The organism is Pseudomonas qingdaonensis, from assembly GCF_018398475.1.
Lineage (GTDB): Bacteria > Pseudomonadota > Gammaproteobacteria > Pseudomonadales > Pseudomonadaceae > Aquipseudomonas > Aquipseudomonas palmensis.
In genome coordinates, this window is the sequence record NZ_CP074676.1 from 5,794,991 (window position 1) to 5,821,318 (window position 26,328).

A 26,328-nucleotide genomic window follows, 5' to 3' on the forward strand; every position below is an offset into this window, starting at 1 on the left:
GCATCCGCCGGCAAGGCCGGCTCCTACAGGAGCGGGCCACCACAGGTACAAAAAAGGCGACCCGCGGGTCGCCTTTTTGTTTGCCTCAGATACCGTACTGGGCCCGGTAGGCCTCGACGGCCGGCAAGTGCTGCTTGAGCGCCGGGTCATCGGCGAGGAACTGCAGCACCTGGGTCAGCGATACGATGCTGACCACCGGAATGCCGAAGTCACGCTCCACTTCCTGGATCGCCGACAGGTCGCCGTTGCCACGCTCCTGGCGATTCATCGCGATCAGTACGCCCGCCGCCCTGGCCTTCTGGCCCTGGATGATCTGCATCACCTCGCGGATGGCCGTGCCGGCAGTGATCACGTCGTCGATGATCAGCACGTCGCCTGCCAGTGGCGAGCCCACCAGGCTGCCACCCTCGCCGTGCGCCTTGGCTTCCTTGCGGTTGAAGCACCACGGCACATCCAGCCCATGGTGCTCGGCCAGTTGCACCGCCGTAGCGGCAGCCAGGGGGATGCCCTTGTAGGCCGGGCCGAACAGCACGTCGAACGGGATCTTGCTGTCGACGATCGCCGCCGCATAGAACCGACCGAGCTGAGCCAGGGCAGCGCCACTGTTGAACAGGCCGGCGTTGAAGAAATACGGGCTGATGCGGCCCGACTTGAGGGTGAACTCACCGAAGCGCAGAACCCCACGATCGATGGCAAAACGAATGAATTCGCGCTGATACGGCTGCATGAAGAGTCCCGGCTACCACAGATTTAGCTAAATGAGTACAGCTCGGGTATCATACACGCACGAGATTTTTGGGGCCATTTATGCGGATCATCAGTGTGAACGTTAATGGCATTCAGGCTGCAGTCGAGCGTGGTTTGCTCAGCTGGCTACAAGCCCAGAATGCCGACGTCATCTGCCTTCAGGATACCCGCGCCTCGGCCTTTGAACTCGACGACCCAGCTTTCCAGCTCGATGGCTACTTCCTTTATGCCTGCGATGCAGAAGTTCCAGCCCAAGGCGGCGTGGCACTCTACTCGCGTTTGCAGCCCAAGGCAGTCATCAGCGGCCTGGGCTTCGAGACAGCCGATCGCTACGGGCGTTACCTGCAGGCCGATTTCGACAAAGTCAGTATTGCCACCTTGCTGTTGCCTTCGGGCATGAACGGTGACGAAGACCTCAACCAGAAATTCAAGTTGATGGACGACTTCGGCAAATACCTGGACAAGCAGCGCCGCAAGCGTCGCGAGTACATCTACTGCGGCTCGCTGTATGTGGCGCAGCAGAAGCTCGACGTGAAGAACTGGCGCGACGGCCAGCAGTCGCCGGGTTTCCTGGCGCCAGAGCGGGCCTGGATGGACGAGATCGTCGGCAACATGGGCTATGTGGATGCGTTGCGCGAAGTCAGCCGTGAGGGCGACCAGTACAGCTGGTGGCCGGACAACGAGCAGGCCGAGATGCTCAACCTGGGCTGGCGTTTCGACTACCAGCTGCTGACCCCGGGCCTGCGCCGCTTCGTACGAAGCGCTCGCCTGCCGCGTCAGCCACGCTTCTCCCAGCATGCGCCACTGATCGTGGACTATGACTGGACGCTGACGATCTGATCGCTCAGCCACAAAAAAGCCGACTGCGTGTCGGCTTTTTCGTATCTGGCCTTTGGGCCCTTTCGCCGGCAAGGCCGGCTCCTACCGGGTCAACGCAACCGCCGTAGGAGCCGGCCTTGCCGACGAAGCATGTCAGGTCAGCACACGCCAGGCCCACGGATAACGAAAGACCTTGCCCTGCTTGACCTTGACCGCCGCAATGACGATCAGTACCGCCACCCCCAGCGAGATGATGGTCAGCGCCAGCTTGGCCATCGGGACGGTAAACCCCACCACGCACACCATGCCCAGCAGGGTCATGGTCAGCTGGAAGTTCACCGCCTCCTTGCCCTGGGCGTCGACGTACGGGTCGATGCCGCGCTTGAACCACCACAAGGCCAGCGGCGCGATCAGGTTGGCGAACGGCACCACCATGCCGGCAGCCGCCGCCAGGTGGCACAACATGCCCCAATGACGGGCTGCATCACCGGGCATCGGCGCGTTGGACGGCTCGGCCATGTCGACTCCCGATCAGTCCGCCAGCGCGGCCTGCTGCAGTTGGAACAGGTCGGTCATGCCCTTCTGCGCCAGCGCCAGCATGGCGTTGAGCTCTTCAGGCTGGAACGGAGCCCCTTCGGCGGTGCCCTGGACTTCGATGAAACCACCGGCGCTGGTCATCACCACGTTCAGGTCGGTTTCGGCCGCCGAATCTTCCGGGTAGTCCAGGTCGAGCACCGGCACGCCCTGATACATGCCGACCGATACGGCCGCAATCATGTGCTTGACCGGGTCGCCGCCCTTCAGGCCGCCACGCTTCTTGACCACGCGCAGGGCGTCGACCAGCGCAACCATGGCACCGGTGATCGACGCGGTGCGGGTGCCGCCATCGGCCTGGATCACGTCGCAGTCGACGTACAGGGTGATGTCGCCCAGCTTGCTCATGTCCAGCGCGGCGCGCAGCGAGCGGCCGATCAGGCGCTGGATTTCGAGGGTACGACCACCCTGCTTGCCGCGGCTGGCTTCGCGCTGGTTGCGCTCGCCGGTGGCGCGCGGCAGCATGCCGTACTCGGCGGTCAGCCAGCCCTGGCCCTGGCCTTTGAGGAAGCGCGGTACGCCGTTCTCGACGCTGACCGTGCAGATGACTTTGGTGTCTCCGAACTCGACCAGTACAGACCCCTCGGCGTGTTTGGTGTAGTTGCGGGTGATGCGGATCGAGCGCAGCTGATCGGCAACGCGACCACTTGGACGTTTCATTTGGGCTACCTGTACTGGATATGAATCTGCCCGGCATTATAGGGCTACAGGGCCCTCGGTGGACATGCCTGCGGCTAAATGCACGGCCAGCCGATCATCGGCGCACCACGCCACAAGCCCCGATCTGGCCGCGCCGCCCGGTATTTGCGGCGCCCTGCCCGCTGCTTTGTAGCATCAGCGCATTGGGAGCCGGCGCCGCACTGCGTTACAATCCTGCGCCTTTGCAGGCTGTCGGCTTGCTCCCTAATCTGCGAGGTACTTCCCATGGTGCACAGCATGACCGCCTTCGCCCGCGTCGAGCAGGCCGGGACCCAGGGCACACTGATCTGGGAACTGCGCTCGGTCAATCATCGCTACCTCGAGCCGCACCTGCGCCTGCCCGAAGCCCTGCGCGACCTCGAAGGCGCGGTGCGCGAGTCCCTGCGCCAGGGCCTGTCGCGCGGCAAGGTCGAATGTACCCTGCGCTTCAATGAAGAGAACGCCGGCAAGCCGCTGCAGGTCGACCGCGAGCGTGCCGCTCAGCTGGTCGCCGCCGCCGAGACCGTGGCCGGCCTGATCAAGCAGCCCGGCCCCCTCAACCCGCTCGAGGTGCTGGCCTGGCCGGGCGTGCTGGTGGCCGATGCCAGCGACCCGCAGGCGCTCAATGCCGAGGCCATGGGCCTGTTCGAACAGGCCCTCAAGGAGCTCAAGAACGGCCGCAACCGCGAAGGCGCGGAACTCGCCCGACTGATCAACGAGCGCCTCGACAGCATGAGCGAGGAAGTCACCACCCTGCGCGCCCTGGTGCCGCAGATGCTCGCCGCCCAGCGCCAGAAGGTGCTGGACCGCTTTGCCGACATGCAGGCCGAACTCGACCCGCAGCGTCTGGAGCAGGAGATGGTGATGCTGGCGCAGAAGAGCGATGTGGCCGAAGAACTCGACCGCCTCAGCACGCATGTCACCGAAGTGCGCCGCGTGCTCACGTCGGGCGGCGCCGCCGGCCGGCGCCTGGATTTCCTGATGCAGGAACTCAACCGCGAAGCCAACACCCTGGGCTCCAAAGCCTTTGACACACGCAGCACCCAAGCGGCGGTCAACCTCAAGGTTCTGATCGAGCAGATGCGTGAACAAGTACAGAACATCGAGTAAGGCCACCCCTACCATGACCCACAGCAGCGGCACCCTTTTCATCGTCTCGGCCCCTTCGGGCGCCGGCAAGACCAGCCTGGTCAAGGCGCTCACCGACGACCTCAACCACATTCGCGTGTCGGTCTCGCACACCACGCGGGCCATGCGTCCGGGCGAGCATGACGGGGTGAACTACCACTTCGTCGACCGCGCCGAGTTCGACCGCATGATCGCCCAGGGCGACTTCCTGGAGCAGGCCGAAGTCTTCGGCAACTGCTACGGCACCTCGCGCAGCGCACTGCAGCAGACCCTTGACCAGGGCCATGACCTGATCCTGGAAATCGACTGGCAGGGTGCACAGCAGGTGCGCAAGCTGATGCCCGAGGCGCGTTCGATCTTCATCCTGCCGCCCAGCCAGCAGGCCCTGCGCCAGCGCCTGACCAACCGCGGCACCGACAGCGACGAGATCATCGAAGGGCGCATGCGCGAGGCGGTCAGCGAGATGGTGCATTACGACGAATACGAGTTCGTCATCATCAACGACGACTTCGCCACGGCACTGGACGACCTCAAGGCGGTGTTCCGTGCCAACCGCCTGCAGCGCGGCCAGCAGCAGCAACGTCACAGCGAACTGCTCAGGCAACTGCTTGCCTGAGCAGCGTGCCCCGGCCGCTTAACCGCGGCCGGGCACCGTTGCGTGACGGCGCAGGGTCATGCCCAGGAAGAACGCCGGCGCACGCAGGCGCGACAGCATCATCAGCACCAGGCCCAGCAGAGTGATGATCATCGCGATCACGAACACCAGCCCCAACCCGCCTACATGCGAACCGCTGCCGAACGACGGCGAAGCACTGTCATAGGCTGTCTGCAGGAAGATCACCGAAAGAATGCCGCCGCCCAGCAACGGGCACAGGCCGCGCATCAGGAAGTGACGCAGGCTGTCGGTGAGGCTGTGGCGGAAGTACCACACGCAGGCGAACGCGGTCAGCGAGTAGTAGAAGCAGATCATCATGCCCAGGGCAGTGATGGTGTCGGCCAGCACGTTCTCGCTCAGGGTACGCATGGTCACGTAGAACACGCCGGCGGCCACGCCGGCACAGATGGTGGCATAACGCGGGGTTTTCGAACGCGGGCAGACGCTCGCGAAACGCTCCGGCACTGCACCGTAGTACCCCATCGCCAGCAGCGTGCGCGCCGGCGAAACGAAGGTCGACTGCAACGAGGCCGCGGTGCTGGCCAGCACCGCGATCGACATCAGGATCGCCAGTGGCCCCATCACCGGGCCGGCCAGGTGGGCGAAGACGTTTTCCTGGATACGCGGGTTGCCCAGGCCCAGGCCGATATCGCTGATGCCGGCAAACTGCAGGGTGGCAATTGCGGTCACCAGGTACAGGCCCAGAATCAGCAGCACGGTCAGGGTCGCTGCCTTGCCCGGTACGTCATCGCTGCCCACCGATTCTTCGCTGATGCTCAGGCACACGTCCCAGCCCCAGAAGATGAAGATCGACAGCGACAGGCCGGCGGTGAAGGCCGAGAACGACTCCACCCCGAACGGGTTGAACCAGTCCATCTCGAAGGTCAGCGGCGGCGCCTCCGACGACCCGCCGAATGCGGCCATGGCAAAACCCAGCAGCACGATCAGTTGCAGCGCCACCAGGCCGTACTGCACGGTCATGGTGGTGGCGATGCCGCGACAGCAGATCCACACGGCCATGGCGATGAACACGCAACAGGTGGTCACATTGACCAGCAGGTTGTCGGCCAGCGCCGCCACCTCGTGTTTGCCGGTGATCTGCCCGAGGAACAGATAGAAGAAGTCCACCGCCACACCGGCGAGGTTCGACAACACGATGGTGGTGGCGGTGACCAGCCCCCAGCCACCGATCCAGCCGATCATCGGGCCGAAGGCACGTACCGACCAAGTGAACGAGGTGCCGCTGTCGGGTTCGGCGGCATTCAGCTCGCGATAACCCAGCGCCACCAGCAACATGGGCAGGAAACCGACGATGAACACCGCCGGCAGGTGGGCGCCGACTTCGCGTACGGTCGGGCCGAGGGCGCCGGTGAGGGTATACACCGGCGCAATAGTGGAAATGCCCAGCACGATGCTGGCCAGCAGTCCGAGCCGGCCCTTGGCCAGCCCTTTGGATCGCCCGCCCACACCTGGGGACAGGCCTGCTTTGTGTTCGCTCATGAGTAGTTGCCGTCACTATTGGTATTATTTTCCGGGCCCCCCGTGGGGTGCCCGCTATCACTCAATGAAACTTGTTGCAGTGCATCGCCGGCTCAGCCGGGTGACCTCATAGGGCCTTCTCCCGGCGTAGCGCATGGGCGATGCAGGCTTCGCGAAACGCCTCGAACAGGCGCAGCGACACCGGGTTTTCGGCAAAGCGGTATTCCGGGTGCCATTGCACACCGACCACAAAGCCTGGGGCGTCATCCATGGACACGGCTTCGATCAGCCCATCGGGAGCCAGGGCTTCGGCGCGCAGGCCGGCGGCCAGGCGATCGATGCCCTGGCTGTGCAGCGAGTTGACCATGAAGCGGGCAGGCAGCCCCATCTGCTCGAATTTCCCCCCGGGCTGGCATGTCACCAGGTGGCGGGGGCTGTATTGCTCTTCCAGCGGCGCATCCTGCGACTCGCGATGGTCCAGGTAGCCTGGCAGCTCCTGCACACGCTGGTGCAAGGTGCCGCCCAGGCTGACGTTGAGTTCCTGGAAGCCCCGGCACACGCAGAACACCGGCACACCCCTGGCAATCGCGGCCTGCAGCAGCGGCAGGGTCAGCCGGTCACGAAACACGTCGTGGCGGGTGCCTTCCACGCTGGGGGCGCCATTGTAATGATGCGGCTCGACATTAGAAGGCGAACCGGTAAAAAGAATGCCATCCAGATGCTCCAGCACAAGATTCGGGTCGCTTGCGACGTCCCGGGCCGGGAGAATCAGCGGCAATCCGGCAAAACCGGCCGCCTCGACATACTTGTCGCCCACGGTATGCGACGAGTTCTTGCCCAGTTGCTGGCGGCAAGCACTCACACCAATCAGGGGCAGCCGCCCTGCGCGCTCGTTCATCGGTTAAGCCTCCGTTGCAGCTTTATCCAGCCATCACACCGTATGCAGGTACCAGTTGTATTCGAGGTCGGAGATCGACACTTCGAACTCCGCCATCTCGCTTTCCTTGCAGGCCACGAAGATGTCGATGTAGTCGGGGCTGATGTACTGGTTCAGCACCTCGCTGTCATCGAGCTCGCGCAGCGCATCGCGCAGGTTGTTCGGCAGGCTCTGCTCCAGTTGCTCGTAGGAGTTGCCCTCGACCGGCTCGCCCGGGTCGACCTTGTTGGTCAGGCCGTGGTGAATGCCGGCCAGGATCGAAGCCATCATCAGGTACGGGTTGGCATCGGCGCCGGCCACGCGGTGCTCGATACGTACGGCATCGCTGCTGCCGGTAGGCACGCGCACGGCCACGGTACGGTTGTCCAGGCCCCAGCTCGGGGCATTGGGCACGTAGAACTGCGCGCCGAAACGGCGGTAGGAGTTCACGTTGGGGCACAGGAAGGCCATCGATGCCGGCATGGTTTCGAGCACGCCGCCGATGGCGTGGCGCAGGGTTTCGCTGTTTTCGGGGTCGTCGGTTGCGAAGATGTTCTTGCCGGTCTTCTTGTCCAGCAGCGAGATGTGCACGTGCAGGCCGTTGCCCGCCTGGCCAGGGTACGGCTTGGCCATGAAGGTGGAGTCCATCTCATGGTCGTAGGCGATGTTCTTGATCAGGCGCTTGAGCAGCACTGCGTAGTCGCAGGCCTTCATCGCGTCAGCCACGTGGTGCAGGTTGACCTCGAACTGCGCCGGGGCGCTTTCCTTGACGATGGCATCGGCCGGGATACCTTGCTCCTTGGCCGCTTCGAGCATGTCCTGCAGGCAGTCGACATACTCGTCCAGGTCATCGATCAGGTACACCTGGGTCGATTGCGGACGTTTGCCCGAGATCGGCGAGCGCGGCGGCTGCGGACGACCGTTCAGGTTGTCCTGGTCGATCAGGTAGAACTCCAGCTCGAACGCGGCGCAGATATCCAGGCCCAGCGCGTCGAACTTCTCCACCACGCCGCGCAGCACTTCGCGCGGGTCGGCGAAGAATGGCGTGCCGTCCAGTTCATGCATGGTCATCAGCAGCTGCGCGGTGGGGCGCTTCTGCCAGGGCTCGAAGCTCAGGGTGCCGGGGATCGGGTAGCAGATACGGTCGGCGTCGCCGATGTCCAGGCCCAGGCCAGTGCTTTCGACGGTGGAACCGTTGATGTCCAGGGCGAACAGCGAAGCCGGCAGGTTGATGCCTTTTTCGTAGACCTTGACCAGGCTCGCACGCTCGATGCGCTTGCCACGCACCACGCCGTTCATGTCTGCAATCAGCAGATCGACAAATTGCACCTCAGGGTGGGCCTTGAGAAATTCACCCATCTCGTCGAGAGGGATGGCGCACGGGGAGACCGACGTCATGGCTAGGCATCCTTTGATTTTTTATCGGGCGGCAATGGAGGAGGTGTTACTGCGCTATCGGGAGCGGCGATGGTTTCATTTGTTCTTTTTAAGGTTCCCATCGTGGGGAATGCCGAACGCCGCGGCATTGCACGGTCGTTCCAGGTTCTGACAACGTCGCGGGTTGATTCACGACTGCCGCCTCACTATAGAATGGCCCCCACGCAACAGACATTGGCATTTAGGCAAGCAAAGAGTGCACCCATGCAATATCAGATCAGTCACGCCGACCTTTCCCTGGTGCTCGCGCTGGTACGCGGACGCTCCCTGGCCAAGGCTGCAGACCTGCTGCGGGTCGATGTGTCGACGGTGTTCCGCTCGATCCGGCGCATGGAGGCCGCACTGGGCACCGCGCTGTTCGTGAAGAGCCGCAAGGGCTACATCCCTACCGGCACCGCCCAGGCCCTGGCCGAGCAGGCCGAACGTGCCGAGCAGGCGCTGGATGCGGCGCGGGTGGCGCTGGAGCACGGCGAACAGGTGGTCAGCGGCACGGTGCGCCTGACCTGTACCGATGCGGTGCTGCACAGCCTGCTGCTGCCGGCCCTGGCCGACTTCATGCCGGCATACCCGGCCCTGTCACTGGAACTGGCGACCTCCAACACCTTCGCCAACCTCAGCCGGCGCGACGCCGACCTGGCGCTGCGCCTGACCAATTCGCCACCCGAGCACCTTGTGGGGCGCTGCCTGGGGGCGGCCTCGTATGTGGTGTGCGGGCGCGAGGAGTACCGCGAGCGGCTGGCCGAGGCCCCGGCCAGCGTGCCCTGGATTGCCCCCGACGACTCCATGCAGGACCACGCCACAGTGGTGTGGCGCAGCCAGCAGTTGCCGGGGGTGATGCCGCGCTATCGCTGCAGCGGAATCGCGGCGATTGCACAGCTGGTGGCGGCCGGGCTGGGGGTGGCTGCCCTGCCCGACTACATGGCCGATACCTTGCCGGGGGTGGAACAGTTGAGCGGTGCCCTGCCCGGGTGCAATACCGAGCTGTGGCTGCTGACCCGCCCCGATTGCCGTGCGCTGCGTTCGGTGCAGACCCTGTTCGACGAATTGACCCCGCGTTTGCGCGGGATGCTGGGGCGCCAGGAGGGTCAGGCCTGACTTTCGGGCCCCTTCGCCGGCAAGGCCGGCTCCCACGGGGCAGGTGCGCAGTTCTGCAGGCGCCGACCTGCCGGCCAAGCATTTGAATCCACTCCCACAAGACAGTTGTGCTAGAGCCTCACAACTGGTTATTGTCGGCTTACACAGGTCTCGACGTGAAATCAGCGCTTCCCTAAAGGCTGGTGATTTTTTAAACTATCGAGTCCGCTCGCCCATTCGGGCTGAACACCGCATTTGCTACTGAGGAAGACCATGGCCCGCGTAACCGTTGAAGATTGTCTAGAACACGTGGATAACCGCTTTGAGCTGGTCATGCTGTCTACCAAGCGTGCCCGCCAACTGGCCACCGGCGGCAAAGAGCCGAAAGTGGCGTGGGAAAACGACAAGCCGACCGTCGTCGCCCTGCGCGAAATCGCCGAAGGCATCTGCACCCCAGAATTCATGGCCGAACAGGACATCGTCCACGAAGACCCGGTCTTCGCTGCATTCGGTGAGGACGAGGCCAACGAGGCCGTCTAAGTCCATGCCTGGTCGACGTTGTACGGCGCAGGGCCCACTTTCTCGGCAGGAGCTAACATCGTGCCGAGCATAGACGCCCTCGCCGATCGCCTCTCGACCTACCTCGGCGCCGACCAGGTCAACCTGGTACGCCGGGCGTATTTCTACGCCGAACAAGCCCACGACGGCCAGCGCCGTCGCAGCGGCGAGCCATACGTCACGCACCCGCTGGCGGTGGCAAGCATTCTTGCCGACATGCACATGGACCATCAGAGCCTGATGGCCGCCATGCTGCATGACGTGATCGAAGACACCGGCATCGCCAAGGAAGCCCTCAGTTCCCAATTCGGCGAAACCGTCGCCGAACTGGTCGATGGCGTCAGCAAGCTGACCCAGATGAACTTCGAGACCAAGGCCGAAGCCCAGGCCGAAAACTTCCAGAAGATGGCCATGGCCATGGCCCGCGACATTCGCGTGATCCTGGTCAAGCTGGCCGACCGCCTGCACAACATGCGCACCCTGGAAGTGCTGTCGGGCGAAAAACGCCGGCGCATCGCCAAGGAAACCCTCGAGATCTACGCCCCCATCGCCAACCGCCTGGGCATGCACACTGTGCGCGTGGAGTTCGAGGACCTGGGCTTCAAGGCCATGTACCCGATGCGCTCGGCGCGTATCTACCAGGCAGTCAAGCGTGCCCGCGGCAACCGCAAGGAGCTGGTCAACAAGATCGAGGAATCGCTCAGCCACTGCCTGGCCGTGGACGGTATCGAAGGCGAGGTCAGCGGGCGGCAGAAGCACATCTACGGCATCTACAAGAAGATGCGCGGCAAGCGCCGCGCCTTCAACGAGATCATGGACGTGTACGCCTTCCGCATCGTGGTCGACAAGGTCGACACCTGCTATCGCGTGCTCGGCGCCGTGCACAACCTCTACAAGCCGCTGCCGGGGCGCTTCAAGGACTACATCGCGATCCCCAAGGCCAACGGCTACCAGTCGCTGCATACCACCCTGTTCGGCATGCACGGCGTGCCCATCGAGATCCAGATCCGCACCCGCGAGATGGAAGAGATGGCCAACAACGGCATCGCGGCGCACTGGCTGTACAAGTCCAGTGACGACGAGCAGCCCAAGGGCACCCATGCCCGGGCGCGCCAGTGGGTCAAGGGCGTGCTGGAAATGCAGCAGCGCGCGGGCAATTCGCTCGAATTCATCGAGAGCGTGAAGATCGACCTGTTCCCGGACGAGGTCTACGTGTTCACGCCCAAGGGCCGCATCATGGAGCTGCCAAAGGGCTCCACGGCGGTCGACTTTGCCTACGCGGTGCATACCGACGTCGGCAACAGCTGCATCGCGTGCCGCATCAACCGCCGCCTGGCACCGCTGTCCGAACCGCTGCAGAGCGGCTCGACGGTCGAGATCGTCAGCGCCCCGGGCGCACGACCGAACCCGGCCTGGCTGAACTTCGTGGTCACCGGCAAGGCGCGCACCCATATCCGCCATGCCCTGAAGCTGCAGCGCCGCTCCGAATCGATCAACCTGGGCGAGCGCCTGCTCAACAAGGTGCTCAACGGTTTCGACAGCGCGCTGGACAAGATCCCCCAGGAGCGCATCCAGGCCATGCTGGCCGAGTATCGCCTCGAAGTGATCGAAGACCTGCTCGAAGACATCGGCCTGGGCAACCGCATGGCCTACGTAGTGGCGCGCCGCCTGCTCTCCAGCGAAGGCGAGCAGTTGCCCAACCCCGAGGGTCCGCTGGCCATTCGCGGCACCGAGGGCCTGGTGCTCAGCTACGCCAAGTGCTGCACGCCGATTCCGGGCGACCCGATCGTCGGGCACCTGTCGGCGGGCAAGGGCATGGTGGTGCACCTGGAGAACTGCCGCAACATCAGCGAAATTCGCCACAACCCGGAAAAATGCATCCAGCTGTCCTGGGCCAAGGATGTCACCGGCGAATTCAATGTCGAGCTGCGCGTCGAGCTGGAACACCAGCGCGGCCTGATTGCCCTGCTGGCCAGCAGCGTCAACGCCGCCGACGGCAACATCGAGAAGATCAGCATGGACGAACGTGATGGCCGCATCAGCGTGGTCCAGCTGGTGGTCAGCGTGCACGACCGTGTGCACCTGGCCCGCGTGATCAAGAAACTGCGTGCCCTGACCGGGGTGATTCGCATCACCCGCATGCGCACGTAGCCCTCCCCCTGCAAGGAGTCACCATGACCAAGACCGTCATCACCAGCGACAAGGCCCCAGCGGCCATCGGCACCTACTCCCAGGCGATCAAGGCCGGCAATACCGTATACATGTCGGGCCAGATCCCGCTGGACCCGAAAACCATGGAACTGGTCGAAGGCTTCGAAGCCCAGACCGTACAGGTGTTCGAAAACCTCAAAGCCGTGGCCGAAGCTGCCGGCGGCTCGTTCAAGGACATCGTCAAGCTGAACATCTTCCTGACCGACCTGAGCCACTTCGCCAAGGTCAACGAAGTCATGGGCCGCTACTTCGAACAGCCCTACCCTGCCCGCGCCGCCATCGGCGTCGCTGCGCTGCCACGCGGCTCGCAGGTTGAAATGGACGCGATCCTGGTCCTCGAGTAATACCTCGCGCGGCGGGCCGGCCGGCTCGCCGCCGCACTGTTCTGGAAGGACCCCGCCATGCGCCACGCGCTTGCCCTGGCTCTGGCCGCCGCACTGTTGAGCGGCTGCGCCAGCCACAAACCCGAAGACTACAACGGCATCTGGATCAACCAGCAGGCCATCGATGCTGCCGCCAAAGGCGTGAGCCTGCGCAAGGCGCTGCAGGACAGCGGCGGCAACCTGGAATGGAAGGTCAACGTCGCGGCCGAACAGGCCAGCTACACCAACGGTTTCGAGATCGTCGAAGGCCAGCTCAAGGCCGGCGAAAAACAGCGGGACGTGGTATTCCCGGGGAATGAGATACAGACGTTGAGCCTGGATGGCGACGAACTGGTGCAGCACGCCACCCCGATGGCGCCGCAGCACAGCTTCCAGAAGGCCAGCTCTCCCGCCCCAATGGAAGCCCGCACCGGGACCACCTTCGAGCAGGCGCTGTACGGCGCCTACCTGAAGGGTGACTGGAAGGTGATCGAGGGCCCTGGTCAGGGCAATGTCGTGCGCTTCGGCGACACGGGCAGTGTCGAGGGCCTGCCCAATCTGGACCGCTACGCACTGTGCCTGGCCGGCGACTGCGCCAGCATGAGCGGCGAGTACGACAGCCTGTGGCTGGAGCGCAACCAGCAGGGTAACCCGTGGATCTTCAAGCGTGATGGCAAGACGCTGGAAATCCTGCGTGCCCTCAACAGCGCCCAGCCAGACGAGATGCCGCAGCTGTATCCCGGCGCCCGGCAATGGCTGCTCGAGCGCGACTGATCAGGTGAGCCCTCAGGGTTGCGCCGCCAGAATCGCCGCGTAGCCTTCCTTGTAGCTCGGGTACTGTGGCACCCAGCCCAGTGCCCGGGCACGCGCATTGCTGCAGCGCTTGCTGCCGGTGCGCCGCACACGCTGCTGCTCCGACCAATGCGTGACGCCCATGTACTCGCGCAACCAGGCCACCACGTCGGCCAATGGCGCCGGCGCATCGTCCACCCCGATGTAGCAGTCCTCCAGCGCACGCCCTGCCGCATCGGCCTTGAGTAGGAAGGCCAGCAGCCCTGCCGCGTCCTCGGCATGGATGCGGTTGCCGTACAGCGGCGGCTCTTCGGTCACCCGATACCCCTGGCGCACCTGGCTGAGCAGCCATTCGCGGCCCGGCCCGTAGATACCGGTCAGGCGCACGATGCTGGCCGGGATGCCGCTGGCCAGTGCCAGCTGTTCGGCCTGGAGCATGACCTGCCCCGAATAACCTGACGGCAAGGTGGCGGCGGTTTCATCGATCCACTCGCCGTCCTGCTGGGCGAACACACTGCTGCTGGACACGAACAGCAGGCGCTGCGGTCGCTGGCCACGCTCGGCCAGCCAGCCCAGTACATGCTTGAGGCCCTGTACATAAGCCGCCTGATAGCCCGCCTCGTCATGCTGGCTGGCGGCCACGCAGTACACCAGGTAGTCGGGTGCGACCAAAGGCCAATCGGTCGGCCACTGCGGGTTTTCCAGGTCTGCCGCGATGCCGGCAACCCCCGCGGGCAAGGCCGCCACATTTCTGCGCAAACCGCTTACCGACCAGCCAAGGCCCAGCAATTGCTGGGCCAGACGGCCACCCACATCGCCGCAACCGACGATCAGAACTGAAGGCGAAGACATCCGCACACTCCGTCAGACAAAGCCACAGCCTATCTGTGGAAATCGATAGGCGGCTAGTTAATATGCAAAAAAAGATACTGTGTATCTTCTGTTAACAAGAATTACTTGCAATAATGGCCGCCCAAATTTTGTTCTCGGCCCGACTCGAGGCCTGGAAGGACAACCACCCATTTCTTCTTCATCAGGTCCGGCCAGCATGACACGTATTCAACCTTCCGCTTCGCCAACCCTGTCGCGCGCCTGGCGCGCCATTGCCGCGCTGATGTTCAGCCTGGTACTGGCCCCCGCCGCCATGGCCGATGAGCCCGCCGCACAGAACGCCACACCGGCCGCCGCCGTTGCCCCTGCCGATGCTACCCCGGCCGCACCTGCTGCCCCGGGCGCCGAGCCTGCGGATGCCGCCGCCGCGCCGGGCGCTGCCCCTGTCGAAGGCCAGGCCGACGACGCCACCCAAGCGCTGGTCGAAGACACCAGCCTGGGCATGGCCCACGACCTGTCGCCATGGGGCATGTACCAGAACGCCGACATCGTGGTGAAGATCGTGATGATCGGCCTGGCCATCGCCTCGCTGATCACCTGGACCATCTGGATTGCCAAGGGCTTCGAACTGATGGGCGCCAAGCGCCGCCTGCGTTCTGAAATCGCCCTGCTGAAGAAGGCCACCAGCATCAAGGACGCCAGCGAAACCGCCGACAAGCCCGGCACCCTGGCACACCTGCTGGTGCACGATGCCCTCGAGGAAATGCACCTGTCGGCCAATGCCCGTGAAAAAGAAGGTATCAAGGAGCGCGTGAGCTTCCGCCTCGAGCGCCTGGTCGCGGCCAGCGGTCGCAACATGAGCAGCGGTACCGGCGTGCTTGCCACCATCGGCTCCACCGCTCCGTTCGTCGGTCTGTTCGGTACCGTGTGGGGCATCATGAACAGCTTCATCGGCATCGCCAAGACCCAGACCACCAACCTCGCGGTGGTTGCACCCGGTATCGCCGAGGCCCTGCTGGCCACCGCCCTGGGCCTGGTTGCCGCGATCCCCGCAGTGGTCATCTACAACGTCTTCGCCCGTTCCATCGCCGGTTACAAGGCACAGGTTTCCGACGCTTCGGCGCACGTGCTGCTGCTGGTCAGCCGCGACCTGGACCACCAGCCAGGCGAGCGTTCCGCTGCGCCACACATGGTGAAAGTGGGGTAAACCATGGGCCTGCATCTTAACGAGGGCGGCGACGATCTCGCCGAGAACCACGAAATCAACGTCACGCCGTTCATCGACGTGATGCTGGTACTGCTGATCATCTTCATGGTGGCGGCGCCCCTGGCCACGGTCGACATCAAGGTCGACCTGCCGGCCTCGACCGCCAAGCCCGTGCCCAGGCCGGAGAAGCCGGTGTTCCTCAGCGTCAAGGCCGACCAGAACCTGTACGTCGGCGACGATCAGGTGCAACGCGACCAGCTGGGCGCGGTACTGGACGCCAAGACCAAGGGCGACAAGGACACCACCATCTTCTTCCAGGCTGACAAGGGCGTCGATTACGGCGACCTGATGGAAGTCATGAACACCCTGCGCGCAGCCGGCTACTTGAAGGTCGGCCTGGTGGGACTTGAGACGGCAGCCAAGAAATGACCAATACGCGGCATAAACTGGCGCGCTACGGCGTCAGCCTGGCGATTGTGCTGGCCGTGCATGCCGTTGCCGTGGTGCTGATGCTCAACTGGTCGGTGCCCCAGGCAATCGAACTGCCGCCTGCGGCGATGATGATCGAGATGGCGCCGATGCCCGAGCCGGCCCCACCACCGCCGCCGAAGGTCGTGGCCCCGCCACAGCCGCCGACGCCGGTCGAGGAGCCACCACTGCCCAAGGTGGCAGAAGCGCCCAAACCGAAAATCGCGATACCCAAGCCACCGCCCAAGCCCAAGGCCAAGCCCCAGCCTCCGAAACCGGAGAAAAAACCGGAGCCGCCGCAGGACAAACCGGTCGACCAGGAAACCGTGGATTCCCCGCCAAGCAACGCTCCGGCGCAGAAATCCGCAGCACCGGCGCCAAGCATCGCCGCCAACAGCAATGCCCTGCCTACCTGGCAGAGCGACCTGTTGCGTCACCTTGGCAAGTACAAGCGCTACCCGGAAGACGCGCGTCGGCGGGGCCTGCAGGGTATCAACCGGCTGCGCTTCGTGGTCGACGCCGAAGGCAAGATCCTGTCGTACTCGCTGGCCGGTGGTTCAGGCAGCGCGGCACTGGACCGGGCAACCCTGGAAATGATCCGCAAGGCTCAACCCGTGCCCAAGCCGCCTCAGGAACTGCTCAACAACGGCAGTATCGAAGTGGTCGCGCCGTTCGTGTACTCGCTGGACAAGAAACGCTGAGTTGTTTGTTTCTGTCACACGCACGCAAGTCTGATAACGTGCGTCTATCGATTGCAGCCGCTATGCTGGGCTCGCAACTTCATGGACGCACGTTATGACCCTCACAGAATTGCGCTACATCGTCACCCTCGCTCAGGAACAGCACTTCGGCCACGCGGCCGAGCGTTGCCACGTCAGCCAGCCGACCCTGTCGGTGGGCGTGAAGAAGCTGGAGGACGAGCTGGGCGTGCTGATCTTCGAGCGCAGCAAGAGCGCGGTGCGCCTGACCCCGGTCGGCGAAGGCATCGTGGCCCAGGCGCAGAAGGTACTGGAGCAGGCCCAGGGCATCCGTGAACTGGCCCAGGCCGGCAAGAACCAGCTGACCGCGCCGCTCAAGGTCGGGGCTATCTATACCGTCGGCCCGTACCTGTTCCCGCACCTGATTCCGCAACTGCACCGGGTTGCTCCGCAGATGCCGTTGTACATCGAAGAAAACTTCACCCATATCCTGCGTGACAAGCTGCGCAACGGCGAGCTGGACGCGGTGATCATCGCCCTGCCGTTCAATGAAGCCGACGTGCTGACGCTGCCGCTGTACGACGAGCCGTTCTACGTGCTGATGCCCAGCGAGCATCCCTGGACGAAGAAAGAGACCATCGACGCCAGCCTGCTCAACGACAAGAGCCTGCTGTTGCTCGGCGAAGGCCACTGCTTCCGCGACCAGGTGCTGGAGGCCTGCCCGACCCTGACCAAGGGCAACGATGGCGCCAAGCACACCACGGTGGAGTCCAGCTCGCTGGAAACCATCCGCCACATGGTCGCCTCGGGGCTGGGCGTGTCGATCCTGCCGCTGTCGGCCGTGCACAGCCATCACTACGCGCCGGGCATCATCGAAGTCCGCCCGTTGAGCCCGCCGGCACCGTTTCGCACCGTGGCGATCGCCTGGCGCGCGAGCTTCCCGCGGCCCAAGGCCATCGAGATTCTGGCCGACTCGATCCGCCTGTGTTCGGTGGCCAAGCCACCCGCCGCACCTTAGGGCCCGAGCATGACCGAGTTGTCGAAGGTGTCGGTCACGGCACTGAAGGGCGTTGGCGAAGCCTTGGCCGAGAAGCTGGCCAAGGTTGGCCTGGAGAACATCCAGGACGTGTTGTTCCACCTGCCCCTGCGCTATCAGGACCGCACCCGCGTGGTGCCGATCGGCGCCCTGCGCCCGGGCCAGGATGCAGTGATCGAAGGCGTGGTCAGTGGCACCGACGTGACCATGGGCAGGCGCCGCAGCCTGCTGGTGCGCCTGGGCGATGGCACAGGTTCGCTGAGCCTGCGCTTCTACCACTTCAGCAACGCCCAGAAGGAAGCGCTCAAGCGCGGCACCCACCTTCGCTGCTACGGTGAAGCGCGCCCCGGCGCCTCGGGCCTGGAGATCTACCACCCCGAGTACCGCGCCCTGACCGGCGACGAGCCGCCCCCGGTCGATACCACCCTGACCCCGATCTACCCGACCACCGAAGGCCTCACCCAGCAGCGCCTGCGCCAGCTGTGCCAGCAGAGCCTGGGCCTGCTCGGCCCGCGCAGCCTGCCCGACTGGCTGCCGCTGGAACTGGCACGCGACTACCAGCTGGCACCGTTGGCCGATGCTATCCGCTACCTGCACCACCCGCCGGCCGACGCCGATGTCGAAGAGCTTGCCGTGGGCCACCACTGGGCCCAGCACCGCCTGGCCTTCGAAGAGCTGCTGACCCACCAGCTGTCGCAGCAGCGCCTGCGCGAGAGCCTGCGCGCCCAGCGGGCCCCGGTGTTGCCCAAGGCGAGCAGGCTGGCGGCCCAATACCTGGCCAACCTGGGCTTCGCTCCAACCGGCGCACAGCAGCGCGTGGGCAACGAGATCGCCTACGATCTCAGCCAGCCCGAGCCGATGCTGCGCCTGGTGCAGGGCGATGTGGGTGCCGGCAAGACAGTGGTCGCCGCGCTCGCAGCCCTGCAGGCACTGGAAGCCGGCTACCAGGTGGCGCTGATGGCCCCCACCGAGATTCTTGCCGAGCAGCACTTCGTCACCTTCAAGCGCTGGCTCGAACCGCTGGGCATCGAAGTCGCCTGGCTGGCCGGCAAGCTCAAGGGCAAGGCGCGCACTGCCGCGCTGGAGCAGATCGCCGCCGGCGCGCCAATGGTGGTGGGTACCCATGCGCTGTTCCAGGAAGAGGTGAAGTTTCACAACCTGGCCCTGGCGATCATCGACGAACAGCACCGCTTTGGCGTACAGCAGCGCCTGGCCCTGCGCCAGAAAGGCGTGGGCGGCCAGTTGTGCCCTCACCAGCTGATCATGACTGCCACGCCGATCCCGCGCACCCTGGCCATGAGCGCCTATGCCGACCTCGACACCTCGGTGCTCGACGAGCTCCCGCCGGGGCGTACCCCGGTCAACACTGTACTGGTGGCCGACAGCCGCCGCATCGAAGTGGTCGAGCGCGTGCGCGCCGCCTGTGCCGAAGGGCGCCAGGCCTATTGGGTATGCACCCTGATCGAAGAATCCGAAGAGCTGACCTGCCAGGCCGCCGAAACCACCTTCGAAGAGCTCACCAGTGCCCTGGGCGAGTTGCGCGTGGGGCTAATCCACGGGCGCATGAAGCCGGCCGAGAAGGCTGCGGTGATGGCCGAGTTCAAGCAGGGCAACCTGCAACTGCTGGTGGCCACCACCGTGATCGAGGTGGGCGTGGACGTACCCAACGCCAGCCTGATGATCATCGAGAACCCCGAACGCCTTGGTCTTGCCCAGCTGCACCAGTTGCGCGGGCGAGTCGGACGCGGCAGTGCCGCCAGCCATTGCGTACTGTTGTATCATCCGCCACTGTCGCAGATCGGGCGTGAACGCCTGGGGATCATGCGCGAAACCAATGACGGCTTTGTCATTGCGGAGAAAGACCTGCAACTGCGTGGCCCGGGCGAAATGCTCGGGACCCGCCAGACCGGCCTGTTGCAGTTCAAGGTCGCCGACCTGATGCGCGACGCCGACCTGCTGCCGGCGGTGCGCGATGCTGCACAGGCCCTGCTGGCACGCTGGCCGGACCACGTCAGCCCGTTGCTCGACCGCTGGTTACGCCACGGGCAGCAATATGGCCAGGTGTGACGTACCTCCCATGTCGACGCGGGCCGCCCCCATCGAGCCGGCTATACTGGCCGCTGAAAAAATACTGGATACAGACCATGACTGAAGTTGCCCTGGATACCGCAACCCCCCACACACCGTCTGTTATCCGGCTGCTGCTCGACAAGCTCGGCATCGCCTACCGCGAGGTCATTGACCACCCGCAGCTGGCGCCCGAGGCCAAGGTCCAGGCCGTGCTGCTCGACGACGCGGTCGGTGCGCTGATGGTGCTGTTCCCGCAGAACCAGCTGCTGGACCTCAGCCACCTGACCGAGCTGACCGGCCGCAAGCTCACCGCCGTGCCGCTCGAGCGGCTCGAACTGATGCTCAAGAAGCACGGCCTGACGATCCTGCCCGCCATTCCGGCGCTGACCAGCTCACCGTGCCTGTACGAGGAGCGCCTGCTCAAGCAGCCGGCCCTGCTGATTCATTCCGGAACCCCCGGCCTGCTGCTGGAAATCCACAGCGAGCACTTCAGGAAGATGCTGGCCAAGGCCAGTGCCGGGCATTTCGGTGTAATGCTCAGCGAGATCCGCCCCAACCTCGACCGCCCGGCCGATGACAGCAAGGAGATCACCGAGGCGGTGCAGGCATTTACCGCACGACGCATCCAGCAGCGCCTGGAATCGACCATCGAGATCCCGCCGCTGGCCGAGACCGCACAGAAGATCATCAAGCTGCGGGTCGACCCCAACGCCACCATCGACGACATCACCGGTGTGGTCGAGACCGATCCGGCGCTGGCCGCGCAGGTGGTCAGCTGGGCCGCCTCGCCCTACTACGCCTCCCCCGGCAAGATCCGCTCGGTGGAAGACGCCATCGTGCGGGTGCTGGGCTTCGACCTGGTGATCAACCTGGCGCTGGGCCTGGCCCTGGGCAAGACCCTGAGCCTGCCCAAGGATCACCCGCAGCAGACCACCCCCTACTGGCAGCAATCGATCTACACCGCCGCCGTGATCGAGGGCCTGACCCGCGCCATGCCCCGCGCCGAGCGTCCGGAGTCGGGCCTGACCTACCTGGCCGGGCTGCTGCACAACTTCGGCTACCTGCTGCTGGCGCATGTGTTCCCGCCGCATTTCTCGCTGATCTGCCGCCACCTGGAGGTCAACCCGCACCTGTGCCACAGCTATGTCGAGCAGCACCTGCTGGGCATCAGCCGCGAGCAGATCGGTGCCTGGCTGATGCGCTTCTGGGACATGCCCGAAGAGCTGGCCACCGCCCTGCGCTTTCAGCACGACCCGCATTACGCGGGGGACCATGCCGCCTTCCCCAACCTGGTGTGTGTGGCGGTACGCCTGCTGCGCGCGCGCGGCATCGGCTCGGGGCCGGACGACCGCATCCCCGACGCGTTGCTGGAGCGCCTGAACATCAGCCGCGAGAAGGCCGAGGACGTGGTGCACAAGGTGCTTGAAGCCGAATCGCTGCTGCGTGAACTGGCGTCACAGTTCACCCCGCACTGACAACCTGAAGCCTGGGCGCTGCGCTCAGGCTTTCTTCTTGCGCGGCATCAGGTACTTCATCAGGCCCTGGAACCAGATCACCAGGGCCGGGTTGCCCTTGATCTGGATCGACTTGTCCTGAATCCCCTGCATGAACGCCAGCTGCTTGTTCTTGGCCTGCAGCGTGGCGAAGCCGTAGGCGGCATCCTTGAAGGCAATGGCGAACGCAGGCTCGGCATGGGTGCCACCCTTGCTGCGGATGCGCTGGTTGCTGACGATGAAGTGCCGGGCGACCTTGCCGTCGAGGGTCTGCAACTGGAACACCAGGTCCTTGTCCTTCAGTTGCTGCTGGAACGCCGGGTTGTTGCGGCTGGCCCGGGCCATCAGCAAACCCATGGCCCAGAGCAGAAAACGAAACTTCATGTGCGCCCCTAGGCGAAAAGTGACTGAGGGGCGCAGTTTAGCTTTTTTGCGACCAAAGGCTACAGCCGTCTTCGCTTTGTTGAAGGCGACTGTATGTCAGGGTGTGCGGCCTACCGGTTGGGGTCGGCAGCCGGTACCGCATCCAGGCGCAGTTGCACCCGTGACGGAATCTTCTGCGCCGCGCCGGCCTCCAGCATCTGCTGGCGATAGCGCGCGTAGTAAGGGCCGGCTTCGCGCGAGTTGCCGTAGCCCCAGAGAATATCGGCAATGTTCAGCTGCAGCGCCCGACGCCCCTGGGCAAAGGGCTCGATGGCGCGATAGATGCGCAGCATCAGGTTGGGGTTCCAGTCGTCGCCGATCAGGTAGCCCATGTCGTTGTAGCCGGGCACGTTGTCCTGGGGCGCATGGCAGGCCATGTAGGAATCCAGGCCCATGTACACCTCTTCGGCCAGTACGGCGTGACGCGCGGGTATCTCGCGGTTCTCGCTGCTGTGCAGCAGGCCTGCGACCTTGGCCGGCTTGATGGTTTCCAGCTTGGTAGCCCAGGGCAGCTTGTTCTCCGGCTGCCAGGCGCCGTTCTGCCAACGGCCCACGCAGTACTGGGCCAGCCGCGTGGCCATCACACAACCGGTGTCCATCGCCACCATGTCGCAGCGCAGCGTGGGGGGCGTGAACTGCCGCCCCGACTGGCGCAGGCGGTAGAGCATCACGAAGCGCCCGTCAGGCGACACTGCCGAAGCGTCGCCATCGATCGCATCCCGCGCAAACTCGTGCGGGTACAAGGTGAAGCCCTTGCCATTGGCGCCTTGCCACTGCACCGCATGCCAGCCGTTCTCCTCGGCGCTCCATTTGGAGAACGAAAGCTTCGCCCCGCCTGCGCCCTCGATGGTTTTTTCGGCAGGTACTGCGGCATGGGCAGTGCCTGCCAGTGACAGTGACAACGCCAAGGCAACGGCGTGAGGGGTACGCTTCATTTCGAACCCTTGAAGATGAGGTTGAGAAAGTGACGGTGCAGCTGCGCATTCGCGCCGATGGCCACCAGGGTCACACTGGCAGACAGTGTGCTGTAGAACAGCGCCCGCAGCGGATGCTCGGGCCACAGGTAGAAGCCGATGATCGCCGCCATGAACACCGTGGCCTGTACCTTGCCCCACACCCGTGGCAGCAGGGCGATCAGCAGGTTCATGCCGACGAAGAACCAGAACACCATGTACATCGCTATGCCAACGGCTACCCCGCGCGACGTCAGCCCGCCGGCGTACTGCTTGTACCAGCTCACCAGCGTGCCGTTGAGCGCCACGTAGGCCACCACCGCAAACAGGTGCACCACTATCGGCAGCACCCAGCGCAGCAACTGGCGATGGGTGACCGGGCTGTCGCCACGCCAGTGTTCGGGCAGTGGCGCCAGCCCGGGCGACGGAGGCTGGTTGTCGATGTGCGCCAGATACTCTGCCCAGCCACGCGGAGCGTTGTGGCGCAGCAGGTAGGCCTGCTGGCGGGCCTTGCCCAGGCGCAACCAGAACGGCCACCAGCAGTAATGCCAGTAGTGTTCGAAATCGCCCTGCAGGCTGCCCAGCCCCTGCGGGTCGAGCTCGGGAAAGCTGACCCAGGGCGCGGGCGGGCTCAGCGTCGGGTCTTGCAGGCATTCGCGCCAGTTTTGGGCTACAGGCATGGCTGGTCCTTGTCGGCGCGGGCGCCGCGTTTGATCATCTCCTGGGCATTGAAGTCCGCCCAGTCTGCACCGTGCGCCACCGCTTCGGTGTAGCACGCCAGCGAGCGTGCCGGTTGGGCGGGCACGATTTCACCGCGCGCATACACGCTGCCCAGCTCGTTGAAGGCATTGCCCGAGCCCATTGCGGCGGACTGACGCAAGGCCTCGAGGGCCTTCTGCGGGTGTTTGCAGGTGTTGTCGTCGGGGCGGTACTGGCCCTCGTCGCAATAGAAGCTCGCCAGCATCAGTGCCCCTTCAGGGACAGTGGCCGACGACAGGCGCAGCAACTGCTCCAGGCGCTGGTAGCTCAGGCGCGGCGCCATGCCCGACAGGCTGATTGCCGCAGCGCTGTAGGCAGCGTAGGCAGAGCCTTGGTCCACGGCATCGAGGTAGCTGTTGAGCGCAGCGATGAACAGCTGCTTGTCGATGGGCTTGATTTCACCCTGGCCCAGTTGCTCGTAGGCATCGCCGCGCTGCAGCGCACGCACGCCGGGGGCGGCATCATCGGGGGTTTTCACGCTCTTGAGCGCGTCGCTCGGCGACCAGTCCTCGACCCGCGCCAGCGCCCAGCAGTCGGCCTGCTCGAAGATGAATGCCTGCAACACCTCGCCGCGCTGGTCGCGCAGGTAAACCCGGTCGGGCAGCGCGATTTCACGGATCAGCCCGTTGGCCGCCACCCGCTCCGACGACAGCTGCGAAAGATCAGGACGCAGGGCCGGCTCGAGCTTGCGTACCACCGGTTGCGGCCCCTCGGGCCCGGCCTGAAGGCGCTGCTCGACCAGGGTATGGGCGGTAAAGTCGGCCTGCAGCTGCGCATCCTCGGCAAACGCCTTGAAAAAAATCGCGAAGTCGCGGCTGGGGCAAACCGGCGCGGCCTGCGCCAGCGCACTTGCCAGCAGGCCGGCCAGCAGCATCGGGATACTCGACTTCATGGCTGATAAACCGGGGGCGGGTTGATGTAGTACTCGGTTTGCGTGCAGGGGTAGTCGCTGACCCACACCAGCCACAGCCACAGGTCCCAGAAGTAGCGCACCAGGTGCTCGGGTTTGCGGCAGCGGGCCTGTTCTTCGGCCACGGTGTAGTCGGTATTGGCGATGAAGCTGTTGAGCCAGTGCGGCTCCCATTGCGGCATGGCGATGTCGAAATGGCGGTCGCGCTTGTTGAAATTGATCCAGTAGATGCCCACTTCGGCTTCATCCTCGAAGTCGCGCATGTCCAGCGACTGCAGGTCGTACAGCGGCGTGCGCCAGACCTCACCCGGGCGCTCGCGATCGGTCACGCGCATGTAGCCCATGCCGCCGAAAGGTATCAGCCAACTGCGCGCCGGCACGTTCTGGAAACGGTAGCGCCCCGACTCGCTGACGAACGAGGTCTGTCCGGGTGCCTCGATCAGCGCGTGAATCTGATAGCCCACCCACGCCAGCACGCCCAGCACCACCAGCCAGCGCCACAGTTGCTGCTTTACGGTCGGGCTGCTCATTTACGCCTCAGCCAGTGCGAGATCAGCACCGCCGACAGGCTGAGGCCGCCCGCCAGGCAACTGAAGAAATACGCCCGCACCGGGTGCTCGGGCAACAGCCACCAGAGGATCAACACGATTTGCGCGGCCACCAGCCAGTACTTGAGCTTCCAGTTGGTCAACAGGGGCAGCACCACATTGAGCGGCACGAACACCCACATCACCAGGAACACAATGCTGCCGGAGGACACGCCACGGGCGGTAAAGCCGCCGTAGTGGCCCTTGTACCAGTCCACGGCAATATCGTTGAGCACCCCGTAGAGCACGATGGCCAGAGCATGCAGGGCGACATTGATCAGCAGTTGTCGCTTCATTTGGGCAGCGTTCCTTGCAGCGCATTGCACCAGCTGCGCACATCGTCACGGTCGAACGCCGGGCAGTGATTGTCCTTGGCGATATAGCGATAGGGGTGAGTGGGCTCATGGGTGAAGTGGTAGTAGTAACGGTCGTCCTCGCCGTACAGCCAATAGTTCGATGAGCCCTGGGACACCTGATACGGCTCGAAACTCAGCAGCGACGATTCGGCGGGGATGAAGTTGTCGCGGTCCATCAGCAGCATCAGCAGGTTGCCGAATAGCGGCGTGCCCACCCCCAGCGCCAGCACGGCTACCAATACCACTCCGATTACTGCCTTCATCACGGTACCTGGGTATTCATGCAGTAGGTGCCCACACCGTGCAGCAGCACCACCGCCAACAGGCAGCCAAACGTCAGCAGCCTAACCCAGCGCGTGTTGCGCTGGCGCTCGCCGAGGTTCAGCAGCAAGGCGAACAGGCACAGGATGGCCAGGCTGCCGAACAGGTTGCTGTCGGCGAGACCTGCCAGGTAATTCTTCAGCTCAAGATCCATTGCACAGGCGCCTTTGCGCCGCCAGCAGCAGCGCGGTCAGGGTGACGAAAAAATAGCCGGCGCCCAGCAGGTAGGGCACAAAGACCACCCACATCAGCATCAGGCCCAACCCGGCGATACGGCCGGTGAGCAGGTAGACCAGGCCATACAGCACCCAGGGCAGTGCGTAGAAAGGGACGCACCACAACGGCGCCCACCACAGGTGCCGAGGCGCCAGGTGCAGGCGGCGGCTGGCCCACAGCGCGAACAGGGGGTAGCCAAGCAGGCCGAAGCCCAGCAGGTAGATTTGCAGGAACGGCTCGAAACCGGTCACGCGCAGGCCGTACTGGTAGACATCCAGACACAGCAGCGAAACCAGGCATACCCAGGGTAACCAGACGTAGAAGCGATAGGGGGGCGCACAGCTCACAGGCATGAGCCGAACGATTCGATGAATGATGAGTTGCCCATGCCGCTCCCTCCCTGGAACACCGCCCCGCGGGTGTGGGCGGCGGCGTATGCTAGTCACAAGCACGGGGCACGGCAATAGCGCACTGCGCGGTGGGTTCCTCGCCGGCAACGCCGGCTCCTGCAGGCGGCGGTTATCTCCTGTAGGCGCCGGCATTGTCGGCG

The 26,328-nt window shown here is 64.5% G+C and carries 30 protein-coding genes; 14 read left to right on the forward strand and 16 right to left on the reverse strand.

From position 1 onward, the window contains the following. Positions 1 to 85 precede the first annotated feature (85 nt). Positions 86 to 727 carry an orotate phosphoribosyltransferase gene (pyrE, locus tag KH389_RS26545; RefSeq protein WP_213606572.1) on the reverse strand — a complete coding sequence of 214 codons (642 nt, stop codon included), beginning with the start codon at positions 725 to 727 and terminating at the stop codon, positions 86 to 88. A gap of 80 nt (positions 728 to 807) precedes the next feature. Here pyrE and KH389_RS26550 point away from each other — a divergent pair, with 80 nt between their 5' ends. Beyond that, positions 808 to 1,587, forward strand: a complete 780-nt coding sequence (locus KH389_RS26550; RefSeq protein ID WP_043859862.1) for an exodeoxyribonuclease III — start codon at positions 808 to 810, stop codon at positions 1,585 to 1,587. A 132-nt stretch (positions 1,588 to 1,719) separates the two neighbouring features. On the opposite strand, the gene KH389_RS26555 is transcribed toward KH389_RS26550, so the two are convergent. After that, positions 1,720 to 2,085: a DUF4870 domain-containing protein gene (locus tag KH389_RS26555; RefSeq protein ID WP_213606573.1), complete on the reverse strand. Its 366-nt coding sequence runs from the start codon at positions 2,083 to 2,085 to the stop codon at positions 1,720 to 1,722. Between the two features lie 12 nt (positions 2,086 to 2,097). Further along, a complete protein-coding gene (gene rph, locus KH389_RS26560; RefSeq protein WP_043861576.1) occupies positions 2,098 to 2,820 on the reverse strand; it encodes a ribonuclease PH in 723 nt (240 codons plus the stop codon). A 264-nt stretch (positions 2,821 to 3,084) separates the two neighbouring features. On the opposite strand from rph, the gene KH389_RS26565 reads away from it, so the two are divergent. Next, positions 3,085 to 3,948 carry a YicC/YloC family endoribonuclease gene (locus tag KH389_RS26565; protein WP_043861575.1) on the forward strand — a complete coding sequence of 288 codons (864 nt, stop codon included), beginning with the start codon at positions 3,085 to 3,087 and terminating at the stop codon, positions 3,946 to 3,948. Between the two features lie 13 nt (positions 3,949 to 3,961). Next, entirely contained in the window at positions 3,962 to 4,582 is a 621-nt protein-coding gene (gmk, locus tag KH389_RS26570; protein WP_043861574.1) for a guanylate kinase, read from the forward strand. An 18-nt stretch (positions 4,583 to 4,600) separates the two neighbouring features. Here gmk and KH389_RS26575 read toward each other — a convergent pair whose 3' ends face one another. From KH389_RS26575 to KH389_RS26585, 3 genes are all read right to left on the reverse strand, one after another. Then, positions 4,601 to 6,121, reverse strand: a complete 1,521-nt coding sequence (locus KH389_RS26575; protein WP_043861573.1) for an APC family permease — start codon at positions 6,119 to 6,121, stop codon at positions 4,601 to 4,603. Between the two features lie 106 nt (positions 6,122 to 6,227). Beyond that, positions 6,228 to 6,998 carry a gamma-glutamyl-gamma-aminobutyrate hydrolase family protein gene (locus tag KH389_RS26580; protein WP_054916675.1) on the reverse strand — a complete coding sequence of 257 codons (771 nt, stop codon included), beginning with the start codon at positions 6,996 to 6,998 and terminating at the stop codon, positions 6,228 to 6,230. A gap of 33 nt (positions 6,999 to 7,031) precedes the next feature. Further along, entirely contained in the window at positions 7,032 to 8,414 is a 1,383-nt protein-coding gene (locus KH389_RS26585) for a glutamine synthetase family protein (RefSeq protein ID WP_043861571.1), read from the reverse strand. A gap of 243 nt (positions 8,415 to 8,657) precedes the next feature. Between KH389_RS26585 and KH389_RS26590 the strand changes: the two genes are divergently transcribed. From KH389_RS26590 to KH389_RS26610, 5 genes are all read left to right on the forward strand, one after another. After that, on the forward strand, positions 8,658 to 9,548 hold the full coding sequence (locus KH389_RS26590) for a LysR family transcriptional regulator (protein WP_054916676.1): 891 nt from the start codon (positions 8,658 to 8,660) through the stop codon (positions 9,546 to 9,548). A gap of 252 nt (positions 9,549 to 9,800) precedes the next feature. Next, positions 9,801 to 10,067 (forward strand): DNA-directed RNA polymerase subunit omega, encoded by a 267-nt coding sequence (gene rpoZ / locus KH389_RS26595; RefSeq protein WP_043861569.1) that lies wholly within the window; start codon positions 9,801 to 9,803, stop codon positions 10,065 to 10,067. Between the two features lie 60 nt (positions 10,068 to 10,127). Continuing rightward, positions 10,128 to 12,236 carry a bifunctional GTP diphosphokinase/guanosine-3',5'-bis pyrophosphate 3'-pyrophosphohydrolase gene (spoT, locus tag KH389_RS26600; RefSeq protein WP_043861568.1) on the forward strand — a complete coding sequence of 703 codons (2,109 nt, stop codon included), beginning with the start codon at positions 10,128 to 10,130 and terminating at the stop codon, positions 12,234 to 12,236. Between the two features lie 23 nt (positions 12,237 to 12,259). After that, a complete protein-coding gene (locus tag KH389_RS26605; protein WP_043861567.1) occupies positions 12,260 to 12,640 on the forward strand; it encodes a RidA family protein in 381 nt (126 codons plus the stop codon). 57 nt (positions 12,641 to 12,697) lie between these two features. Continuing rightward, the gene (locus KH389_RS26610) at positions 12,698 to 13,432 is read left to right on the forward strand and encodes a hypothetical protein (protein WP_043861566.1); all 735 of its coding nucleotides are present in this window, start codon (positions 12,698 to 12,700) and stop codon (positions 13,430 to 13,432) included. Between the two features lie 12 nt (positions 13,433 to 13,444). Here the strand turns inward: KH389_RS26610 and KH389_RS26615 are convergent, their stop codons facing one another. Next, a complete protein-coding gene (locus tag KH389_RS26615) occupies positions 13,445 to 14,302 on the reverse strand; it encodes an SDR family oxidoreductase (RefSeq protein ID WP_213606575.1) in 858 nt (285 codons plus the stop codon). A gap of 196 nt (positions 14,303 to 14,498) precedes the next feature. Here KH389_RS26615 and exbB point away from each other — a divergent pair, with 196 nt between their 5' ends. From exbB to KH389_RS26645, 6 genes are all read left to right on the forward strand, one after another. Next, positions 14,499 to 15,488 (forward strand): tonB-system energizer ExbB, encoded by a 990-nt coding sequence (exbB, locus tag KH389_RS26620; RefSeq protein ID WP_043861564.1) that lies wholly within the window; start codon positions 14,499 to 14,501, stop codon positions 15,486 to 15,488. 3 nt (positions 15,489 to 15,491) lie between these two features. After that, positions 15,492 to 15,917, forward strand: coding sequence for a TonB system transport protein ExbD (gene exbD, locus KH389_RS26625; protein WP_043861563.1), 426 nt, complete (start codon positions 15,492 to 15,494; stop codon positions 15,915 to 15,917). Continuing rightward, positions 15,914 to 16,657, forward strand: a complete 744-nt coding sequence (locus KH389_RS26630) for an energy transducer TonB (protein WP_043861562.1) — start codon at positions 15,914 to 15,916, stop codon at positions 16,655 to 16,657. Before exbD ends, KH389_RS26630 begins: the two co-directional genes overlap by 4 nt. A gap of 94 nt (positions 16,658 to 16,751) precedes the next feature. Continuing rightward, positions 16,752 to 17,672, forward strand: a complete 921-nt coding sequence (locus tag KH389_RS26635) for a hydrogen peroxide-inducible genes activator (protein WP_043861561.1) — start codon at positions 16,752 to 16,754, stop codon at positions 17,670 to 17,672. A 9-nt stretch (positions 17,673 to 17,681) separates the two neighbouring features. Beyond that, on the forward strand, positions 17,682 to 19,757 hold the full coding sequence (recG, locus tag KH389_RS26640; RefSeq protein WP_078481456.1) for an ATP-dependent DNA helicase RecG: 2,076 nt from the start codon (positions 17,682 to 17,684) through the stop codon (positions 19,755 to 19,757). Between the two features lie 77 nt (positions 19,758 to 19,834). After that, positions 19,835 to 21,235, forward strand: a complete 1,401-nt coding sequence (locus KH389_RS26645; protein ID WP_043861559.1) for an aminoacyl-tRNA deacylase and HDOD domain-containing protein — start codon at positions 19,835 to 19,837, stop codon at positions 21,233 to 21,235. 24 nt (positions 21,236 to 21,259) lie between these two features. On the opposite strand, the gene KH389_RS26650 is transcribed toward KH389_RS26645, so the two are convergent. From KH389_RS26650 to KH389_RS26690, 9 genes are all read right to left on the reverse strand, one after another. Further along, positions 21,260 to 21,637, reverse strand: a complete 378-nt coding sequence (locus KH389_RS26650; protein ID WP_043861558.1) for a helicase — start codon at positions 21,635 to 21,637, stop codon at positions 21,260 to 21,262. A 110-nt stretch (positions 21,638 to 21,747) separates the two neighbouring features. After that, entirely contained in the window at positions 21,748 to 22,611 is an 864-nt protein-coding gene (locus KH389_RS26655) for a hypothetical protein (protein ID WP_088513976.1), read from the reverse strand. Then, positions 22,608 to 23,309 carry a hypothetical protein gene (locus tag KH389_RS27455; RefSeq protein ID WP_244988667.1) on the reverse strand — a complete coding sequence of 234 codons (702 nt, stop codon included), beginning with the start codon at positions 23,307 to 23,309 and terminating at the stop codon, positions 22,608 to 22,610. Before KH389_RS27455 ends, KH389_RS26655 begins: the two co-directional genes overlap by 4 nt. After that, positions 23,300 to 24,280 (reverse strand): SEL1-like repeat protein, encoded by a 981-nt coding sequence (locus KH389_RS26665; RefSeq protein ID WP_213606576.1) that lies wholly within the window; start codon positions 24,278 to 24,280, stop codon positions 23,300 to 23,302. Before KH389_RS26665 ends, KH389_RS27455 begins: the two co-directional genes overlap by 10 nt. Further along, complete coding sequence (locus KH389_RS26670) at positions 24,277 to 24,828, reverse strand: hypothetical protein (RefSeq protein ID WP_052504257.1); 552 nt, start codon at positions 24,826 to 24,828, stop codon at positions 24,277 to 24,279. The genes KH389_RS26665 and KH389_RS26670 overlap by 4 nt, the downstream gene beginning before the upstream one ends. Then, positions 24,825 to 25,181: a hypothetical protein gene (locus KH389_RS26675; RefSeq protein ID WP_043861556.1), complete on the reverse strand. Its 357-nt coding sequence runs from the start codon at positions 25,179 to 25,181 to the stop codon at positions 24,825 to 24,827. Before KH389_RS26675 ends, KH389_RS26670 begins: the two co-directional genes overlap by 4 nt. Continuing rightward, complete coding sequence (locus KH389_RS26680; protein ID WP_058541950.1) at positions 25,178 to 25,504, reverse strand: hypothetical protein; 327 nt, start codon at positions 25,502 to 25,504, stop codon at positions 25,178 to 25,180. Before KH389_RS26680 ends, KH389_RS26675 begins: the two co-directional genes overlap by 4 nt. Further along, a complete protein-coding gene (locus tag KH389_RS26685) occupies positions 25,504 to 25,716 on the reverse strand; it encodes a hypothetical protein (protein ID WP_043861554.1) in 213 nt (70 codons plus the stop codon). Before KH389_RS26685 ends, KH389_RS26680 begins: the two co-directional genes overlap by 1 nt. Next, entirely contained in the window at positions 25,706 to 26,131 is a 426-nt protein-coding gene (locus KH389_RS26690; RefSeq protein WP_054916466.1) for a hypothetical protein, read from the reverse strand. The genes KH389_RS26685 and KH389_RS26690 overlap by 11 nt, the downstream gene beginning before the upstream one ends. Between the last annotated feature and the right edge of the window lie 197 nt (positions 26,132 to 26,328).

Coding starts and splice junctions, on each gene's coding strand:
- KH389_RS26630 (WP_043861562.1), top strand. CDS start 15,914: ATGACCAATACGCGGCATAAACTGGCGCGCTACGGCGTCAGCCTGGCG.
- pyrE (WP_213606572.1), bottom strand. CDS start 727: ATGCAGCCGTATCAGCGCGAATTCATTCGTTTTGCCATCGATCGTGGG.
- KH389_RS26650 (WP_043861558.1), bottom strand. CDS start 21,637: ATGAAGTTTCGTTTTCTGCTCTGGGCCATGGGTTTGCTGATGGCCCGG.
- recG (WP_078481456.1), top strand. CDS start 17,682: ATGACCGAGTTGTCGAAGGTGTCGGTCACGGCACTGAAGGGCGTTGGC.
- KH389_RS26580 (WP_054916675.1), bottom strand. CDS start 6,998: ATGAACGAGCGCGCAGGGCGGCTGCCCCTGATTGGTGTGAGTGCTTGC.
- KH389_RS26590 (WP_054916676.1), top strand. CDS start 8,658: ATGCAATATCAGATCAGTCACGCCGACCTTTCCCTGGTGCTCGCGCTG.
- gmk (WP_043861574.1), top strand. CDS start 3,962: ATGACCCACAGCAGCGGCACCCTTTTCATCGTCTCGGCCCCTTCGGGC.
- KH389_RS26655 (WP_088513976.1), bottom strand. CDS start 22,611: ATGAAGCGTACCCCTCACGCCGTTGCCTTGGCGTTGTCACTGTCACTG.
- KH389_RS26645 (WP_043861559.1), top strand. CDS start 19,835: ATGACTGAAGTTGCCCTGGATACCGCAACCCCCCACACACCGTCTGTT.
- KH389_RS26565 (WP_043861575.1), top strand. CDS start 3,085: ATGGTGCACAGCATGACCGCCTTCGCCCGCGTCGAGCAGGCCGGGACC.
- KH389_RS26685 (WP_043861554.1), bottom strand. CDS start 25,716: ATGGATCTTGAGCTGAAGAATTACCTGGCAGGTCTCGCCGACAGCAAC.
- rpoZ (WP_043861569.1), top strand. CDS start 9,801: ATGGCCCGCGTAACCGTTGAAGATTGTCTAGAACACGTGGATAACCGC.
- rph (WP_043861576.1), bottom strand. CDS start 2,820: ATGAAACGTCCAAGTGGTCGCGTTGCCGATCAGCTGCGCTCGATCCGC.
- KH389_RS26675 (WP_043861556.1), bottom strand. CDS start 25,181: ATGAAGCGACAACTGCTGATCAATGTCGCCCTGCATGCTCTGGCCATC.
- KH389_RS26670 (WP_052504257.1), bottom strand. CDS start 24,828: ATGAGCAGCCCGACCGTAAAGCAGCAACTGTGGCGCTGGCTGGTGGTG.
- KH389_RS26610 (WP_043861566.1), top strand. CDS start 12,698: ATGCGCCACGCGCTTGCCCTGGCTCTGGCCGCCGCACTGTTGAGCGGC.
- exbB (WP_043861564.1), top strand. CDS start 14,499: ATGACACGTATTCAACCTTCCGCTTCGCCAACCCTGTCGCGCGCCTGG.
- KH389_RS26635 (WP_043861561.1), top strand. CDS start 16,752: ATGACCCTCACAGAATTGCGCTACATCGTCACCCTCGCTCAGGAACAG.
- KH389_RS26605 (WP_043861567.1), top strand. CDS start 12,260: ATGACCAAGACCGTCATCACCAGCGACAAGGCCCCAGCGGCCATCGGC.
- exbD (WP_043861563.1), top strand. CDS start 15,492: ATGGGCCTGCATCTTAACGAGGGCGGCGACGATCTCGCCGAGAACCAC.
- KH389_RS26575 (WP_043861573.1), bottom strand. CDS start 6,121: ATGAGCGAACACAAAGCAGGCCTGTCCCCAGGTGTGGGCGGGCGATCC.
- KH389_RS27455 (WP_244988667.1), bottom strand. CDS start 23,309: ATGCCTGTAGCCCAAAACTGGCGCGAATGCCTGCAAGACCCGACGCTG.
- KH389_RS26555 (WP_213606573.1), bottom strand. CDS start 2,085: ATGGCCGAGCCGTCCAACGCGCCGATGCCCGGTGATGCAGCCCGTCAT.
- KH389_RS26585 (WP_043861571.1), bottom strand. CDS start 8,414: ATGACGTCGGTCTCCCCGTGCGCCATCCCTCTCGACGAGATGGGTGAA.
- KH389_RS26665 (WP_213606576.1), bottom strand. CDS start 24,280: ATGAAGTCGAGTATCCCGATGCTGCTGGCCGGCCTGCTGGCAAGTGCG.
- KH389_RS26680 (WP_058541950.1), bottom strand. CDS start 25,504: ATGAAGGCAGTAATCGGAGTGGTATTGGTAGCCGTGCTGGCGCTGGGG.
- KH389_RS26550 (WP_043859862.1), top strand. CDS start 808: ATGCGGATCATCAGTGTGAACGTTAATGGCATTCAGGCTGCAGTCGAG.
- KH389_RS26690 (WP_054916466.1), bottom strand. CDS start 26,131: ATGCCTGTGAGCTGTGCGCCCCCCTATCGCTTCTACGTCTGGTTACCC.
- KH389_RS26615 (WP_213606575.1), bottom strand. CDS start 14,302: ATGTCTTCGCCTTCAGTTCTGATCGTCGGTTGCGGCGATGTGGGTGGC.